The 17,007-nt window shown below is 66.4% G+C and carries 14 protein-coding genes; 6 read left to right on the top strand and 8 right to left on the bottom strand.

Annotated features, from left to right (window positions below; translation table 11 throughout):
- Positions 1 to 8 precede the first annotated feature (8 nt).
- From infB to AAFN46_RS03580, 6 genes are all read left to right on the top strand, one after another.
- Complete coding sequence (gene infB, locus AAFN46_RS03605) at positions 9 to 2,495, top strand: translation initiation factor IF-2 (protein ID WP_347807322.1); 2,487 nt, start codon at positions 9 to 11, stop codon at positions 2,493 to 2,495.
- 141 nt (positions 2,496 to 2,636) lie between these two features.
- Complete coding sequence (gene rbfA, locus AAFN46_RS03600; RefSeq protein WP_347807321.1) at positions 2,637 to 3,014, top strand: 30S ribosome-binding factor RbfA; 378 nt, start codon at positions 2,637 to 2,639, stop codon at positions 3,012 to 3,014.
- Between the two features lie 2 nt (positions 3,015 to 3,016).
- Positions 3,017 to 3,934: a tRNA pseudouridine(55) synthase TruB gene (truB, locus tag AAFN46_RS03595; RefSeq protein ID WP_347807320.1), complete on the top strand. Its 918-nt coding sequence runs from the start codon at positions 3,017 to 3,019 to the stop codon at positions 3,932 to 3,934.
- 118 nt (positions 3,935 to 4,052) lie between these two features.
- Positions 4,053 to 4,322 (top strand): 30S ribosomal protein S15, encoded by a 270-nt coding sequence (gene rpsO, locus AAFN46_RS03590; RefSeq protein ID WP_187670332.1) that lies wholly within the window; start codon positions 4,053 to 4,055, stop codon positions 4,320 to 4,322.
- A gap of 168 nt (positions 4,323 to 4,490) precedes the next feature.
- Positions 4,491 to 6,596 carry a polyribonucleotide nucleotidyltransferase gene (gene pnp / locus AAFN46_RS03585; RefSeq protein ID WP_347807319.1) on the top strand — a complete coding sequence of 702 codons (2,106 nt, stop codon included), beginning with the start codon at positions 4,491 to 4,493 and terminating at the stop codon, positions 6,594 to 6,596.
- Between the two features lie 110 nt (positions 6,597 to 6,706).
- The gene (locus tag AAFN46_RS03580) at positions 6,707 to 8,122 is read left to right on the top strand and encodes a hypothetical protein (RefSeq protein ID WP_347807318.1); all 1,416 of its coding nucleotides are present in this window, start codon (positions 6,707 to 6,709) and stop codon (positions 8,120 to 8,122) included.
- Between the two features lies 1 nt (position 8,123).
- On the opposite strand, the gene AAFN46_RS03575 is transcribed toward AAFN46_RS03580, so the two are convergent.
- The 8 genes from AAFN46_RS03575 to AAFN46_RS03540 form a co-directional block, all read right to left on the bottom strand.
- Positions 8,124 to 9,578, bottom strand: coding sequence for a rhomboid family intramembrane serine protease (locus tag AAFN46_RS03575; RefSeq protein ID WP_347807317.1), 1,455 nt, complete (start codon positions 9,576 to 9,578; stop codon positions 8,124 to 8,126).
- On the bottom strand, positions 9,578 to 9,868 hold the full coding sequence (locus AAFN46_RS03570) for a DUF2845 domain-containing protein (RefSeq protein ID WP_347807316.1): 291 nt from the start codon (positions 9,866 to 9,868) through the stop codon (positions 9,578 to 9,580). The genes AAFN46_RS03575 and AAFN46_RS03570 overlap by 1 nt, the downstream gene beginning before the upstream one ends.
- A 28-nt stretch (positions 9,869 to 9,896) precedes the next feature.
- A complete protein-coding gene (locus AAFN46_RS03565) occupies positions 9,897 to 10,202 on the bottom strand; it encodes a DUF2845 domain-containing protein (protein WP_347807315.1) in 306 nt (101 codons plus the stop codon).
- A 53-nt stretch (positions 10,203 to 10,255) separates the two neighbouring features.
- Positions 10,256 to 10,546, bottom strand: a complete 291-nt coding sequence (locus AAFN46_RS03560) for a DUF2845 domain-containing protein (protein ID WP_347807314.1) — start codon at positions 10,544 to 10,546, stop codon at positions 10,256 to 10,258.
- Entirely contained in the window at positions 10,546 to 13,536 is a 2,991-nt protein-coding gene (locus tag AAFN46_RS03555) for a DUF748 domain-containing protein (protein WP_347807313.1), read from the bottom strand. The genes AAFN46_RS03560 and AAFN46_RS03555 overlap by 1 nt, the downstream gene beginning before the upstream one ends.
- Before the next feature lie 90 nt (positions 13,537 to 13,626).
- Positions 13,627 to 14,640, bottom strand: a complete 1,014-nt coding sequence (locus tag AAFN46_RS03550; protein ID WP_347807312.1) for a class I SAM-dependent methyltransferase — start codon at positions 14,638 to 14,640, stop codon at positions 13,627 to 13,629.
- A gap of 180 nt (positions 14,641 to 14,820) precedes the next feature.
- Positions 14,821 to 15,999 (bottom strand): acetyl-CoA C-acetyltransferase, encoded by a 1,179-nt coding sequence (locus AAFN46_RS03545; RefSeq protein WP_347807311.1) that lies wholly within the window; start codon positions 15,997 to 15,999, stop codon positions 14,821 to 14,823.
- A gap of 94 nt (positions 16,000 to 16,093) precedes the next feature.
- The gene (locus AAFN46_RS03540; RefSeq protein WP_347807310.1) at positions 16,094 to 16,972 is read right to left on the bottom strand and encodes an oxygenase MpaB family protein; all 879 of its coding nucleotides are present in this window, start codon (positions 16,970 to 16,972) and stop codon (positions 16,094 to 16,096) included.
- Between the last annotated feature and the right edge of the window lie 35 nt (positions 16,973 to 17,007).

Raw genomic sequence — 17,007 nt, 5'->3', positions numbered from 1 at the left:
AGAAGTGCATGACGCAAGTCACGGTAAATGAACTAGCCAAGACGGTCGATACTCCGGTGGAGCGCCTGCTGCAGCAGATGCGCGAGGCCGGTCTGTCGCACACCAGCCCCGATCAGGCGGTGACCGATAGCGAGAAACAGGCTCTGCTGGCGCATCTGAAGAGCAGCCACGGCGAGAAGCTGGAAGAGCCACGCAAGATCACCCTGCAGCGCAAGACCACCACCACCCTGAAGGTCGCCGGTAGCAAGACCATCAGCGTGGAAGTGCGCAAGAAGAAGACCTATGTCAAGCGCAGCCCGGCCGAGATCGAGGCCGAGAAGCAGCGCGAGCTCGAGGAGCAGCGTGCCGCCGAGGAGGCCGCGCGTCTGAAGGCCGAGGAAGAGGCACGCAAGCAGGCCGAGGCGGAGGCCCGCAAGCAGCAGGACGCGGCCGCTCTGGCTGCCGTCGCTCCCGCCGCGGAAGCTGCCGCGCCCGCCGCTGCGCCGGCGCCCGTCGCCACTGCCGAGCGCAAGAAGGAAGAACCGCGCCGGGTGGAGAAGGAAAAGCCGGCGCGTGCCGACGACGACGAGCGTCGCGATCGCAAGCACGCCCAGCATCGCCCGGCGCCGAAGGACAAGGTGCCGGCGCCGCGCGTCGCGCCGCGCAGCACCGACGAGGAGGTCGACGACTTCCGCCGTCGCGGCGGCAGGATGAAGCCGAAGAAGCGTAATCAGCACGGGTTCCAGAGCCCGACAGGACCTATTGTGCGCGAAGTATCGATCGGCGAGACCATTACCGTTGGCGATTTGGCTGCCCAGATGGCGGTCAAGGGTGCCGAAGTGGTCAAGTTCATGTTCAAGATGGGCTCCCCGGTGACCATCAATCAGGTCCTGGACCAGGAGACTGCACAGCTGGTCGCCGAGGAGATGGGGCACAAGGTCAAGCTGGTCAGCGAGAACGCCCTCGAAGAGCAGCTGGCCGAGTCGCTGAAGTTCGAAGGCGAGGCCTTCTCCCGTGCGCCGGTGGTGACCGTGATGGGCCACGTCGACCACGGCAAGACCTCCCTGCTCGACTATATCCGTCGTGCCAAAGTGGCGGCGGGCGAAGCCGGTGGCATCACCCAGCACATCGGTGCCTACCACGTGGAAACCGACCGTGGCATGGTCACCTTCCTCGACACCCCCGGCCACGCCGCGTTCACCGCGATGCGTGCCCGTGGTGCCCAGGCCACCGACATCGTCATTCTGGTGGTGGCGGCCGACGACGGCGTGATGCCGCAGACCCAGGAAGCCGTGCAGCATGCCAAGGCGGCCGGCGTGCCGATCGTGGTCGCGGTGAACAAGATGGACAAGCCGGAAGCCAACCCGGACAACATCAAGAACGGCCTGGCCGCGCTGGATGTGATTCCGGAAGAGTGGGGCGGCGATGCCCCGTTCGTCCCGGTCTCGGCCAAGGCCGGTACTGGCGTCGACGAACTGCTGGAGGCCGTGCTGCTGCAGGCCGAGGTCCTCGAGCTGAAGGCCACGCCGTCGGCTCCGGGTCGTGGTGTGGTGGTCGAGTCGCGCCTGGACAAGGGCCGCGGCCCGGTGGCCACCGTGCTGGTGCAGGACGGTACCCTGCGTCAGGGCGACATGGTTCTGGTCGGCGTCAACTATGGCCGCGTGCGCGCCATGCTCGACGAGAACGGCAAGTCGATCAAGGAAGCCGGTCCGTCGATTCCGGTCGAGATCCTCGGCCTGGACGGCACGCCGGACGCCGGTGACGAGATGACCGTGGTCGCCGACGAGAAGAAGGCCCGTGAAGTGGCGCTGTTCCGTCAGGGCAAGTTCCGCGAAGTGAAGCTGGCTCGCGCGCATGCCGGCAAGCTGGAAAACATCTTCGAGAGCATGGGTCAGGAAGAGAAGAAGACCCTCAACATCGTGCTCAAGTCCGATGTGCGCGGTTCGTTGGAAGCCCTGCAGGGCTCGCTCAGCGGCCTGGGCAACGACGAGGTGCAGGTGCGTGTGGTCGGCGGCGGCGTCGGTGGTATCACCGAGTCCGACGCCAACCTGGCGCTGGCTTCCAATGCCGTGCTGTTCGGCTTCAACGTGCGGGCCGACGCCGGTGCGCGCAAGATCGTCGAAGCCGAAGGCCTCGACATGCGCTACTACAACGTCATCTACGACATCATCGAGGACGTCAAGAAGGCGCTCACCGGCATGCTCGGCAGCGACGTGCGCGAGAACATCCTGGGCACCGCCGAGGTGCGCGACGTGTTCCGTTCGCCGAAGTTCGGCGCCATCGCCGGCTGCATGGTCATCGAGGGCACCGTCTACCGCAACCGTCCGATCCGCGTACTGCGCGACGACGTGGTGATCTTCGAAGGCGAGCTGGAATCCCTGCGTCGCTTCAAGGACGACGTCGCCGAAGTGCGTAACGGCATGGAGTGCGGTATCGGCGTGAAGAGCTACAACGACGTCAAGGTCGGGGACAAGATCGAGGTGTTCGAGAAGGTCCAGGTGGCTCGTACGCTCTAACCCAGCGACAAGCCACAAGCGGCAAGCCCCAAGTGATCCGGTGTCGATGGATCGCCTGGGGCTTGCCGCTTGAGTTTGTAGCACATGATTTTCACTAGCTTGCAGCTTGCAGCTTGCAGCTTGCAGCTTGAGGCAGATTTTATGGCCAAAGAATACAGCCGTACCCAGCGTATCGGCGACCAGATGCAGCGCGAGTTGGCGCAGATGATTCCGCGCGAAGTACGCGACCCGCGCCTGGGCTTCGTCACCATCACCGCCGTGGACGTCAGCCGCGACCTGGGGCACGCCAAGGTGTTCATCACCCTGATGGGCGAGAACGACACCGAGAAGGTCGGGCTGAACCTGGAGATCCTCAACGAGGCCGCCGGTTACCTGCGCATGCTGCTGGGCAAGTCGATGAAGCTGCGCAGCGTGCCGCAGCTGCACTTCCATTTCGACCAGAGCATTTCCCGCGGCGCCCACCTGTCGGCGCTGATCGAGCGGGCCGTGGCCGAAGACAGCAAGCATCGGGACGACTGACTGTGGCCCAGGTGAAACGTATCCGCCGCAGTGTCAGTGGCATCCTGGTGCTCGACAAACCGCGTGGCATGAGTTCCAACCAGGCCCTGCAGAAGGTGCGCTGGCTGCTCAATGCCGAGAAGGCCGGACATACCGGCAGCCTCGATCCGCTGGCCACCGGCGTGCTGCCGCTGTGCTTCGGCGAGGCGACCAAGTTCTCCCAGTACCTGCTGGATGCCGACAAGGGCTATGAGACCGTCGCCCAGCTCGGCGTGACCACCAGCACCGGCGATGCCGAGGGCGAAGTGCTCGAGCGCCGCGAGGTGACCGTCGGTCGGCACGCCATCGAGGCGCTCCTGCCGAGTTTTCGCGGTGAAATCAAGCAGATACCGCCGATGTACTCGGCCCTGAAGAAGGACGGCCAGCCGCTCTACAAGCTGGCCCGTGCCGGCGAAGTAGTGGAGCGCGAGGCGCGATCTGTTAATATCGCGCGCTTGGACTTGCTGGCCCTGGACGACGCGCAGCTGCGCCTGGCGGTGGCCTGCAGCAAGGGCACCTATATCCGCACCCTGGTCGAGGATCTCGGCCGCGAGCTGGGCTGCGGTGCCCATGTCGCCGAGCTGCGTCGGACCCAGGCCGGGCCCTTCGTGCTGAGCCAGGCGATCAGCCTGGAGACGCTGGAGCAGGCTCATGCCGAGGGCGGCAACGAGGCGCTGGACCAGTTCCTCCTGCCGGTCGACAGCGGCCTGGAGCACTGGCCGCTGGTGCAGCTGTCGGAGCACAGCGCCTACTACTGGCTGCACGGCCAACCGGTGCGCGCACCGGAGGCGCCGAAGTTCGGCATGGTGCGGGTGGTCGACCACAACGGTCGCTTCATCGGCATCGGTGAAATGAGCGAGGACGCGCGCATCGCGCCGCGTCGACTGATTCGGTTCGAGTGACCGAAAGCCGTTGCCGGCCAGTGGCCGGCGGCGGTAGAGGGTGGCTGTCAACAGGCACGGTCATGCCTCTTCTTTAAACACGGGGAAAGCCCCGGCCTGTTCACTCTAGGAGCCCATCATGGCACTGAGCGTTGAAGAAAAAGCCCAGATCGTTAACGAGTACAAGCAAGCTGAAGGCGATACCGGTTCTCCGGAAGTGCAGGTTGCCCTGCTGACCGCCAACATCAACAAGCTGCAGGACCACTTCAAGGCCAACGGCAAAGATCACCACTCCCGTCGTGGTCTGATCCGCATGGTTAACCAGCGCCGCAAGCTGCTGGACTACCTGAAGGGCAAGGACACCTCTCGTTACAGCGCCCTCATCGGTCGCCTGGGTCTGCGTCGCTAATAGCGCGCGAGCCGCACGCTTGAAGCTGGAAGCTCGGAGTCGGAAGTTGGGATATTCTCCCGCTCTCGGCTTCGAGCTTTCGGCTTTTAGCTATCTGCAGGAATGTCACGGGTCCGACTCCCGTACCTTCCACCGATTTCCCCAAGGCAACAAAGAGAAGGAAAAACCGTGAATCCGGTAATCAAGCAATTCAAGTTCGGTCAGTCGACCGTCACCCTGGAAACCGGCCGCATCGCCCGTCAGGCTTCCGGCGCCGTGCTGGTCTCCATCGACAACGATGTCAGCGTGCTGGTCACCGTGGTCGGCGCCAAGCAGGCCGATCCGGGCAAGGGCTTCTTCCCGCTGTCCGTGCACTACCAGGAGAAGACCTACGCCGCCGGCAAGATTCCGGGTGGCTACTTCAAGCGTGAAGGCCGTCCGAGCGAGAAAGAGACCCTGACCTCGCGCCTGATCGATCGCCCGATCCGTCCGCTGTTCCCGGAAGGCTTCCTCAACGAAGTGCAGGTCGTCTGCACCGTGGTCTCCACCAGCAAGAAGACCGATCCGGACATCGCCGCCATGATCGGCACCTCCGCCGCCCTGGCCATCTCCGGCATTCCCTTCAGCGGCCCGATCGGCGCCGCCCGCGTCGGTTACCACGAGGACACCGGCTACCTGCTCAACCCGACCTACGAACAGCTCAAGGCCTCCAGCCTGGACATGGTCGTGGCCGGTACCGAGACCGCCGTGCTGATGGTCGAGTCCGAGGCCGACGAGCTGACCGAAGACCAGATGCTCGGTGGCGTGCTCTACGCCCATCAGGAATTCCAGGCCGTGATCCAGGCCGTCAAGGCGTTCGCCGCCGAGGCCGGCAAGCCGGCCTGGAACTGGAGCGCTCCGGCCGAGAACACCGCCCTGCTCGACGCCATCAAGGGCGAGTTCGGCGCGGCCATCTCCGAGGCCTACACCATCACCATCAAGCAGGACCGCTACAACCGTCTGGACGAGCTGCGCGAGCAGGTCGTCGCCAAGTTCTCCGGCGAGGAAGGCCAGCCGTCCGCCGGTGAGGTGAAGGACGCCTTCGGCCTGATCGAGTACCGCACCGTGCGCCAGAACATCGTCGACGGCAAGCCGCGCATCGACGGTCGCGACACCCGCACCGTGCGCCCGCTGAAGATCGAAGTCGGCGTGCTGGGCAAGACTCACGGTTCGGCGCTGTTCACCCGTGGCGAGACCCAGGCCCTGGTCACCGCGACCCTGGGCACCGCCCGCGACGCGCAGATCCTCGACACCCTGGAAGGCGAGAAGAAAGATCCCTTCATGCTGCACTACAACTTCCCGCCCTACTCGGTGGGTGAGTGCGGTCGCATGGGCAGCGCCGGTCGTCGCGAGATCGGCCACGGCCGCCTGGCCCGTCGTGGCGTGGCCGCCATGCTGCCGAAGGGCGACGAGTTCCCCTACACCATCCGCGTGGTGTCGGAGATCACCGAGTCCAACGGTTCCTCCTCCATGGCCTCCGTGTGCGGCGCCTCGCTGGCGCTGATGGACGCCGGCGTGCCGATGAAGGCGCCGGTGGCCGGTATCGCCATGGGCCTGGTGCTGGAAGGCGAGAAGTTCGCCGTGCTGACCGACATCCTGGGTGACGAAGACCACCTGGGCGACATGGACTTCAAGGTCGCCGGTACCGCCAAGGGCGTCACCGCCCTGCAGATGGACATCAAGATCCAGGGCATCACCGAGGAGATCATGGAGATCGCCCTGGGCCAGGCCCTGGAAGCCCGCCTGAACATTCTCGGCCAGATGAACCAGGTGATTTCCGCCTCGCGCAGCGAGCTGTCGGAGAACGCGCCGACCATGCTGGCGATGAAGATCGACCAGGACAAGATCCGCGACGTGATCGGCAAGGGCGGCGCCACCATCCGTGGCATCTGCGAAGAGACCAAGGCCTCGATCGACATCGAGGACGACGGTTCGATCAAGATATTCGGCGAGACCAAGGAAGCGGCCGAAGCGGCCAAGCAGCGCATCCTGGGCATCACCGCCGAGGCCGAGATCGGCAAGATCTACGTCGGCAAGGTGGAGCGCATCGTCGACTTCGGCGCCTTCGTCAACATCCTGCCGGGCAAGGACGGCCTGGTGCACATCTCGCAGATCAGCGATCAGCGCATCGACAAGGTCACCGACGTGCTCAAGGAAGGCCAGGAAGTGAAGGTGCTGGTGCTGGACGTGGACAACCGCGGCCGCATCAAGCTGTCAATCAAGGATGTCGCTGCCGCCGAGGCATCCGGCGTGTAACGAGCGTCTGCGACGCAGCAGAAGGAGGGCCCCAGCGGGGCCCTCTTTTTTTGCCCGCGTTTTGCCCCGACAATGACGCGCTCCGCAGTACCCAACAAGGACGTCTGGCGATGGACATCACCCACTGTCGTTACCACCCCGCAGAGCCCGCCACCTGGCATTGCCCACCCTGCCAGCGCGACTATGGCGATTGCTGCATCCCGCTCAACGCCGAAGTGCAGGACATGCAACCGCTATGTCCGCTGTGCAACGGCGCGCTGAGTTTTCTCGGCGCGGCCAATACCGCGCAGCCGTTCTGGCAGCGCCTGCCGGCCTTCTTTCGCTACGGCCTGCAGCCAGGGCCGCTGGGGTTTGCCCTGGTTCTATGCCTGGCCGGCCTGTTCATGCCCGCCTGGAAGCTGCTGTGGCTGGCGCTGTTCTGTATCGCCACCAAGTACCTGATGAGCGTGATCGAGAGCGCCAGCCAGGGCCAGCAGGAGGCGCCGGCCCTGCTCAGCGCCGTCGATGCCGAGGGTTTCAGCCTGCTCTGGCGCCTGCTGGTGATATTCGCCATCGGCATCGCTACGGTCTGGCTGGCGGCGGACTTCGACAGCGAGGCGCTGTTCTGGGCGGCGACCCTGGGCGTGCAACTGGTGACGCCGGCCAGCATCATCCGCCTGGCCCTGGACAAGACCCTGGGTTCGGCCCTGAGTCCGGACCAGGTCGGCGCGGTGATCAAGGCCATGGGCTGGCGCTACCTGATCCTCTGCGCCTTCCTGTTCATCCTCTGGCAGTCGCCGGACTGGGTCGCCTACATGCTTTCCAATGGCCTGCCGCGGGTGGTGCTGATGCCCCTGTCGACCCTGCTGTTCGGCTATTTCAGCGTGGTGATGTGCGCCATGATGGGCTATGCGGTGTTCCAGTATCAGGGCGCGCTGGGCTATGTGGCGGTGGACGAGAATACGCAGCGCGGTCTGCCGGTGGAGGAGTACCGACGGCGCAAGGCCCTGGCCGAGGCCGAGATCCGTCTCAAGGAAGGGCAGTCCGGTCAGGCTCTGGAGGTGCTGGCGCGGGCCCTGGAGGCGGCGCCCAACGATCTGCGCCTCAACGAGCGCTACCACCAGTTGCTGTTCGGCCTGCAGGCCAGCCAGCGCTGCCTGCGCCACCTGCGTCATTACTTGCCGCTGGCCGCTCGGCTCAGCCCGGGCCTGGCCGCCACGGCGCTGCTTAACGCCCGCCAGCTGCAGGGCGACTACCTTCCCGAGGACGCCCAGGTCTGCGAGCGGGTGGCCGAGGCCCTGCTGCAACGGCACAAGACCCGCGAGGGCCTGAGCCTGCTGCGCAACCTGCACCAGCGCTTTCCCGACTATCCGCATATTCCGCGTGCCTACCTGCTGGCCGCCAGGGGCTTCGCCGAGGGGCTGGGGCAGCTGGAGCCGGCACAGCGGCTGCTGGCCTATATTCGCGCCAAGTACCCGCACTCGCCGCTGCTGGTCGAAGTGAGCGGCCTGGAGGAGACCCTGCGCCGCCTGGCGGCGCAGGCCTGAGTCAACGCGCTAGATGGCGCTGCAGTTGGGCGAGCTGCTGGGTCTGTTCGGCCTGCGGGTAGCTGCTGTGCAGGAAGCGCGTCAGCTCGGCGACGCCGCGCAGGTCCTGGCCCTGACCGAGCAGGCGGGCTAGCTGCAGGGTCAGGCCTGGTAGCTGCGCTGGACGCTGCGCCTGCTGGCTCAGCAGGCGCCAGGCGCCGAGGGCGCGCTGGCCTTCGCCGGCACGGATCAGCGGCGCCAGCAGGTGCAGTTGTATGGCCGGATGGCGCAGCAGGCGCTGCGCGGGGTCGCTGCTGTCGTCGGCGATGCGCTTGAGCAGGGTGAGCCGCTCGGGGCCTTCCGCCAGGGCGAATGCCTGCTTGAGCACGGCGCTCAGCAAGGCCCGGTCCTGACGGCCGCGAGCCACGGCATAGAGGCGTTCGAGCAGGGCCACGCGACCCGGATGGCGCTGCAGCAGATCGGGGCCGCGGGTGGCGGCCTGGGCCAGGTCGAACTGGCCGATCAACTGATCGAGGGCGGCCAGTTCGCGCTTGAACGGAGCGTCCAGGTCCTCCTTGTGCAGATAGGCCTCGTCCACCCGCAGTCGCCCGATCAGGCGCGCCGGCCAGACGGCGACGAAACCCGCCAGCAGGCCACCCAGGTGGGCATGGTAGTTGACGTTGTCGCCGGCCTGGAGCATGCCGAACAGCTCCTTGCCCAGCCACACCGGCAGTATCCACAGCGCCGGTGCCTTGAAGTAGCCGATCAGCGGGCCCAGCCAGTAGAAGAAGTTGATCCGCCGCAGGCCGTAGACGCCGACATACATGCCCATCAGCCCGGAGATGGCGCCCGAGGCGCCCACGCCGGTGCCCCAGGAGGGATCCAGCGCCCACCACCACAGGTGCGAGCCCAGGCCGCTGAGCAGATAGAGGCAGAGATAGACCCAGCGGCCCAGGGCGATCTCCAGGGCGAAGCCGAAGATGAACAGGAACAGCATGTTGCCCAGCAGGTGCATGAAGTCGCCGTGCAGGAACATGGCGCCGAACAGCCCCTGCAGGGTGAAGCGCTCGGGCACGAAGCCGAAGCGATAGGCACTGACGCGGTCGCGTGCCTGCTCCGCGCGGGCGCGTGCCTCTTGCCAGTGTTGGTCGGCCTGGAAGTCGGCGCGCTGGTGCAGCTCGTGCTCAAACTCCAGGTCCTGCAGTATCCAGCCCGCCAGCTCACGGCGCCGCGCGGCATCGACATAGTCGCGGTACCGGCTGTCGAGCCTGTCGCGGCGCTCGGCGCTGTCGAGGAACAGGGTCCGCTCGCGCGCCAGCAGGCCGCCATCCAGATAGGTCTGCACGGCGGTTTCCAGACGCTCGTGATCGCCACCCTGATAGGCGAAATAGATCAGGGTGTTGAGCAGGATCAGTAGCAGGGTGATAACCGGCGGACGTTTCCAGTCCAGCGGGTGTTCGGCGGGGATGATCAGCATCAGCCGCCACGCTTGCTATCGACGCGGACCAGTCGCTCACCCTCGAACTGCAGGAAGTACAGCATGCCGTTCTCGCGGCTGTATACCCATTCCTCCTTGACGTACTGCACCTTGCCGTTACGGTCCAGGGTATGCCCCGTGACAGCCTGGCTGACCGGTGTGCCGCACTTCTGCTGCACCTCGGAAGTGCGGTCGCCCTTGTCGGCGATGCCGTGCTCGCAACGCAGGGTGGTTGCCAGTGCCTGCAGGCTGGCGATACAGAGCAGGGAGATTAGGAGCAATTGCTTCATGTCGAGCATCCTTGTTCATTTGAGGCAGTCAGTTGCCGCGTTTGCTTTCTATTTTGGTGACGCGATTGCCTTCGAAGCGCAGGAAGTAAAACATGCCGTTCTTCGGCCCGTAGACCCATTCCTCGAGGGCGACCTCGGTGACGAAACCGTAGTAGTCGACCACCTCCTTGTATCCGAGGAAATCGCGCCGCGCCGGCATTCCGCACTTGGCTGCGACTTCATCGGCGTGATCCTCAAGGCTGATCAGCTTGCTGCCGCAACGCAGCGTGGAACCCGCCTCGACCATGCCTGCCAGGAACAGGCCGATGAGCGGGAGGAAGAGTCTGGAATGCATGAGCAGGCGCCATGATAGGAACAGTGCCAGCCTACATCCTGTGCTTCCGGCTGTCAGTCGGCGCGTTTGGTCTCGATTCGGGTCAGACGGTTACCCTGGAACGTCAGGATGCTGAGCATGCCATTGGTGGGGCCGTACACCCATTCCTCGATCACCATTTCCCGATTGCCGTAGTAGCCCCCGGTGTAGCCCACCAGATCACGGCGTGCGGGCTCTCCGCACTTGCGCTCCACCTCAAAGGCGCGGTCGCCCTCATTGACCAGCTTGCTGCCGCAGCGCAGAGTGCCTGCTTCGGCCAGCCCGCAGGCCAGCGTCAGAGTGGCGAGTAGCAGAATTTCCTTCATCACAGACTTCCTAAATGCAGTGCGCTTGCTACCTGGGTGCCAGATTGGTTCTGAGCAAGGCCGACGTCGAGCAGGTAAATGCGCTGACCCTCCAGGCCGCCACGCTCCACCAGATAATCCTTGATGCTGGCCGCCCTGGCCTGTCCCAACTGGCGCAACAGCAGCTTGCTGTTGGCCCAGGACTGCAGTACGGCGGCGCGCATTTTCGCCGTGCGCTGCTCGTCCGGCAACTCCTTCCACTCTGCGGGCGGCTGCTGCTTGAGGCGGGTGCGGTAGATACCTTCCAGCAGCGCAGGCTTGTCGTTCTCGTCCACCATCAATTGCTCGGGGTCGGAGGGTACCGGCTCGCCGCTGCGTTGCAGCATCCTGTATTGGGTGTTCTGGTACTCGCGCTCCAGGCGCTGTTCGGCCAGTAGCGGGCCGTCGCTGGCCCCGGCACTCACGCCTTCCACCTCCAGGCGCAGGGCCGGGCGTTCCTTGAGGGCGCTGGCCAGGGTGTCCAGGGTTTTCTGGGCCGTGCCGTCCAGTTCGCTGCTGCCGGCGGCGAACTGCACCTGGCTGAGGTCGACAGAGCCGCCGCCGGCCAGCCCGGCGATGAACTTGAAGGGTGCCTGGGCCGCGCGCAGCACCAGGTTGCGCAGGGTCTGCCAGACGATGGGCATGACGCTGAACTGCGGGTCGTTGAGGTTGCCCTGCACCGGCAGCTGGATATCGATATTGCCCCGGGTGTTCTTGAGCAGGGCCACGGCCAGGCGGATCGGCAGGTCCACGGCATCCTTGCTGTCCACCTGCTCGCCCAGTTGCAGATCTTCCAGCAGCAGTTTGTTCTCGGCGTTCAGCTGGCCCTTCTCGATACGGTAGTGCAGGTCGAGGTTGAGCCGGCCCTTGCGGATGCGATAGCCGGCGAATTTGCCGGAGTAGGGGGTGAGGGTGGTCAGTTCGACGTTCTTGAAGCTGGTGGCGATATCCAGGCTGTTCATCGGGTCGAAGGGGGTCAACTTGCCCCTGATGCTGACCGGCGCGTACTTGTCCACCTTGCCCTTGATGTCGACGCTGGCGGCCTGCGGGCTCTGGTTGTCCAGGGTGCCGATGCGGCCCTCGAGCTGCTGGATGGCGGTGGCGAAGTTGGGCGTCAGGCTGAAGTCGGCGAAGTTGGCCGAGCCGTCCTTGATGGCGACGCCGTCGATGCGGATCGGCAGCGGCTTGCCGACCGGCTCGGCCTTGGCGTTGGCCGGTTGCGGGATCATCAGGTCGTTGAGGTTGGTGGTCAGGTCCTCGTTGATGATGAAGCGCGCATAGGGCTGCTGCAGATCGACCTGGCCGATCCTCAGGCCCTCGCCATGGCGATAGTCCAGTCCCTCCACCACCAGTTGCTGCCACTTGAGGAAGTCGCGCTCCTTGAGGGTGTCCAGGGTGTGCAGCTGGTTGACCTCGGCGCGCCCAGCGATACCGAAGGTCAGCGGCTCTACACTCTTCAGGTCGACCGCCAGGTCGCTGCCGAGCAGGCCGCTGCGCAGTTCCAGGCGCACGAAGGGGCTGATATAGGCCTGGGCCAGGCGCAGGTCGATATCGCGGGTGACCAGCCGCAGCTTGGCGGTGGTCGGTTGCAGCTGGACCCGGCCCTCGGCCTTGAGCTGGCCGCGCCTGTTCACTCCGGTCTCCAGCTTGAGGCCGAAGGGCGAGGTGCCCAGGCTGTCGAAGTCCTCGAGATCTAGGCTGAGCGGAGCCAGGTCGAGCTTGACCTCCTGCTCGCCTGCGGCACGGTCGGCCAGGTGGATCCGGTAGTCGCGCAGTTGCACGTCACGCAGCAGTACCTGCCAGGGGCGGCTTGGCTCCTCCGGCTGGGCTGTGCTGGCGTTCTGCTGCGGTGCCGGAGCCGCAGCAGGTTCGCTTTTCTGCGGTACCGCCACGGAGCCCACGTCATCTGCGCTTGGTGTCGGAGCCCCGGGCGCGGCAGCGGGGGTTGGTGCGGCGCTTGGTTTGCTATGGCTGGCGAACAGCTTCTGCCAGTCCAGCTGGCCATCCTCTTCGCGGACCGCCCAGGTCTCCAGCTTCTGGCTACGGATCTTGCCCACCATGACCCGGCGCTTGGCCAGGTCCAGGCTGGTCTCGCCGACCTCCAGGCGCTCCAGGCGCACCAGTGGTTTGTCCTCGGGGCTCTCGATGGCGAACTTGCCGAGGGTGGCGCTGACCTTGCTCAGTTGCAGCTCGGTGCCCTTGGCCAGGTTCAGCGAGTAGTCGGTGGTGATATCCAGCACGCCATCCTTCAGCGCCAGCGGCACGGCATCGCGCACATAGGGCCAGATGGCCTTGAGCTTGCCGCCGCTGAGCTTCAGCTGGCCCTTGGAGGCGATGGGCGCGAGGCTGACCTGGCCCTGCCAGTCGAGTCGCCCGCCATGCGGGCCGGTGGCCACCAGCTGCATCTCGGCATTGTCGTCGGGCAATGTGCTGAGGTTGTTCAGTTGCAGGTTGAGCGAGTCGTAGAGGAACTCGACCGGCTCGCTGGGGCGGCGGTCCTCGAAGTGCAGGGCATTCTCGATCAGTGCGATATGGTCGATGCGCAGGGGGAAGGGCTCGCTCGGCTCTTCCTGCGCGGGCTCTGCCTCGGTGGCGGGGAGCTTGAACAGGCCGCTCAGGTTGAGCGTGCCGTTTTTGGCGAACAACAGCTCGACACGGGCCCGCTCCAACTCCACCTCGGCCAGGTGCAGGGCGCCGCGCCACAGGCTGTCCAGTTGCAGATTGGCGTACAGACGCTGGAAGGCCATCTGCGGCTTGTTCGCCTGGCCGATGTGCAGGCCCCAGAGTTGCAGTTCCAGGCTGAAGGGATTGAGCTCGACGCGCTCCAGGCGCGCCGGCAGCGTGGCCCACTGGGCGAGTTGCTGGTTGGCCACGCGCTGGGCGATGCCGGGCAGGATCAGGAAGCCGAGCAGGCTGTACAGGCCGAGGGCGATGGCCAGGGCATAGGCGGTACGGTGCAATCCTTTGGGCATGTTGCGGCGTCATCTTCCAGGCTGAGGAGCCTGGAGTATGGCATGGCCGCTGCCGCCGTGTGGGCCATCAGAGTGCCGCTGCAGGGCTGCTCAGAAGCGCAGGATCAGGGTCTTCAGCGGCGGTTTGCCGTCGCGCGAGGGGAAGTCGGTGGCGGGCAGAATCTGCTCGCAGTCGCGCACCGGGCGGCCGAGTTTTTCGGCGCAACGCAGCACCTGGGTGCGCCAGTCGTCCAGCTCGACTTTCGCCAGGTTGTTGCAGCACACCAGCGTGCCGTTCTCGGCGGTGGCGAGGATGGCCGGCTTGAGCAGGCTCTGGTAGTCGCGCAGCAGGTCCACGGTGCCGAAGGCGCTCTTGGCCCAGGCGGGCGGGTCGAGCAGCACCAGGTCGAACTGGCGCTGTTCCAAGCGCGGATAGCTCGGCAGCTTGTGCCCGCGGCGTGCGGAGATGGGCAGGCCGGCCAGCTGGCGGATGGCCGGGAAGTAGTCGGACAGCACGAAGTCCATGGCCAGCCCCGGGTTGAGCGCCAGGTTCTCGCGGCCCACCGCCAGATTGCCTTCGGCGAAGTCCAGGTTGAGCACCTCGCGCGCGCCGCCAGCGGCGGCGCACAGGCCGACGCCGCAGGTGTAGGCGAACAGGTTGAGTACGGACTTGCCGGCGCTGTTGGCCTTGATCCAGCCACGGGCATTGCGCAGGTCGAGGAACAGCAGCGGGTCCTGGCCCGGATGGCGGCCGCGCACCCGGTAGTTCAGCCCCCATTCCCGGCCAACCCCATCCGCCAGGGCCTCGGCCGTGGGCTGGTACACCGCATCGCGGCGGTCGATGCGCGAGTTGCCGCCGGAACGGTCGTTGTAGACCAGCTGCAGGTCGAGGCCGAGGTGCTGGTTGATCTGCGCGTGCAGGTCGAGCAGGGCGCCCTGCGCGAGCGGCTGGTGGAAGCTCTGCACCATCAGTTGCCCGCCGTAGCGGTCGGCGGTGAGACCGGGCGCGCCCTCCTGGCTGCCATGGAACAGGCGGTAGCAGTCGGTCTGCTGCTGGTGCAGTTCGGCCAGTAGCGGCTGGCGGGAGTCGAGGGCGGCACGCAGCGCCTGGTCGAGAGAAGACATGGGGCGGCGTCTCGCAGCGGAAGGGCGCGCAGTTTAGCAAGAAAAACGCCGGCCCTAGGCCGGCGTTACTCCATGCTCAGTCGCGTACAGCGCTCGTAGTCGCAAGGAGGCGGTGCGCAGACAGTAGACCGCCTACGGCAAGCGCCGCCGACACCGCTAATGCGAGTGATGGGCGTGACGTTAGCGTTCGATGGCCAGGGCCACGCCTTGCCCGCCGCCGATGCACAGGGTGGCCAGGCCCTTCTTGACGTCGCGCCGGATCATCTCGTGCAGCAGGGTCACCAGCACGCGGCAGCCCGAGGCGCCGATGGGGTGGCCGAGGGCGATGGCGCCGCCGTTGACGTTGACCTTGGCCGCGTCCCAGCCCAGCTCCTGGCCCACCGCCAGGGCTTGAGCGGCGAAGGCTTCGTTGGCCTCGATCAGGTCGAGGTCGGCCAGCTGCCAGCCGGCCTTGTCCAGGCAACGTTTGGTCGCGGAAACCGGGCCGATGCCCATGATTGCCGGGTCGACGCCGGCGTTGGCGTAGCCGGCGATCCGGGCCAGCACCGGCAGGCCGAGGGCCTTGGCCTTTTCCGCACTCATGAGTAGAACCGCTGCGGCACCGTCGTTGAGGCTGGAGGCGTTGCCGGCGGTGACGCTGCCGTCCTTCTTGAACGCCGGCTTGAGGCCGGCCAGGGATTCGGCGCTGGTGCCGGCGCGCGGTTGCTCGTCGCGGGCGAAGCTGACCGGCTCGCCCTTGCGCGAGGGGACCAGCACCGGGGTGATCTCGGCCTCGAAGCGGCCGGCCTCGATGGCGGCGCAGGCCTTCTGCTGCGAGGCGGCGGCGAAGGCGTCCTGCTGTTCACGGGAAATGCCGTATTTCGCGACGAGGTTTTCCGCCGTGATGCCCATGTGGTAGTCGTTGAAGGCGTCCCACAGGCCATCCTGAATCATCGTGTCGATCAGCTTGCCGTGGCCCATGCGCTGGCCGGTGCGGGCGGCGGGCATGACGTAGGGCGCCTGGCTCATGTTCTCCATGCCGCCGGCGATGATCACCTCGGCGTCGCCACAGCGGATGGCCTGCGCGCCCAGGTGCAGGGCCTTGAGGCCGGAGCCGCAGACCTTGTTCAGGGTCATGGCCGGCACGGCATGCGGCAGCCCGGCCTTGATCGCGGCCTGGCGCGCGGTGTTCTGTCCGGCGCCTGCGGTCAGCACATGGCCGAGCAGCACCTCGTCGACTTGCGCCGGGTTCAGGCTGGTCTGCTCCAGCAGGCGCCGGATCACGGCGGCGCCCAGTTCGACGGCGGGCACGCCGGCCAGGGCGCCCTGGAAGCTGCCGATGGCGGTGCGGGTGGCGGCGACTATGACGACTTCTTGCATGGTGGCTCCTCGAAATCGGGGCGCGCGATGGGCGCGATGGGGGCGCTATGGTGGCATAGCCGTTCGCGACCCGGCCAGTGCGTGGATGGACCGCTCAGTCGCGCGGCGGCAGGCCCATGCGCTGGCGGGCACGGTGCACCGCGCCGCCGCGCACGGCCCAGCGCAGCAGCGGGGCCAGGCCGTTCACCCCGGCGCGAATGGCGCGGCTGCGCGCGGGGCCGACCTGGGTGCCGAGCATGGTCTGGGCCCAGTCCGGCAGCAGGTCGATGCCGGCCTGCATCAGCAGCCGGCCCACCGGCACGGCCAGGGCACTGGGTGCCGGTGCGCCCTGGAGGATGCGCAGGATCTCCCGCGAGCGCTCGTCGCACAGCAGCTGCGGGCGGATATCGGCGAGGTAGGCGGTCACCTCGGCGCGCGAGCGCGGCACCTTCTCGGCGCCCAGGCGCTCGGCGATCAGCGCCACCTCGGCGTAGTAACGGTCCTGCTCCGCCTCGCTGAGCCGTGGATTGCGATAGCGCAGGTGGGCGGCGAGGAAGCTGGAGACCTCGGCCACATGCACCCAGGTCAGCAGGGCCGGGTCGCTGGCCGCATAGGGGCGGCCGTCCGGTGCGCTGCCGACCACCTTGAGGTGAATGTTGCGCACCTTGTCGATCAGCCACTCGGCATCGCGTCGCGAGCCGAAGGTGGTGCCGGAGATGAACTGGCCGGTGCGGCGCAGGCGGCCGATCAGGTCCTCGCGGAAATTGGAGTGGTCCCACACCCCGGCCAGTGCCAGTGGGTGCAGGGCCTGCAGCAGCAGGGCGGAGATGCCGCCGATCATCATGCTGGTGAAGTCGCCGTGCACCCGCCAGTACACGGCATCGGGGCCGAACAGGCCGGGGTCGCCGGGCGGTTGGCTGAAGTCGATCTGGCCCAGGACTATGCCGCTCAGGCTGAGCACCTGGGCTTCGATGCGGCGGCGAAGGAATTCCACAAGAGCTGCCTCAAGTTGCAAGCCGCAAGCGGCAG

It is taken from the genome of Pseudomonas sp. CAU 1711 (assembly GCF_039888625.1).
Classification (GTDB): Bacteria; Pseudomonadota; Gammaproteobacteria; order Pseudomonadales; family Pseudomonadaceae; genus Aquipseudomonas.
The sequence above is the reverse complement of the archived record's forward strand: the minus strand, read 5'-3'. Positions and strand labels throughout refer to the sequence as shown.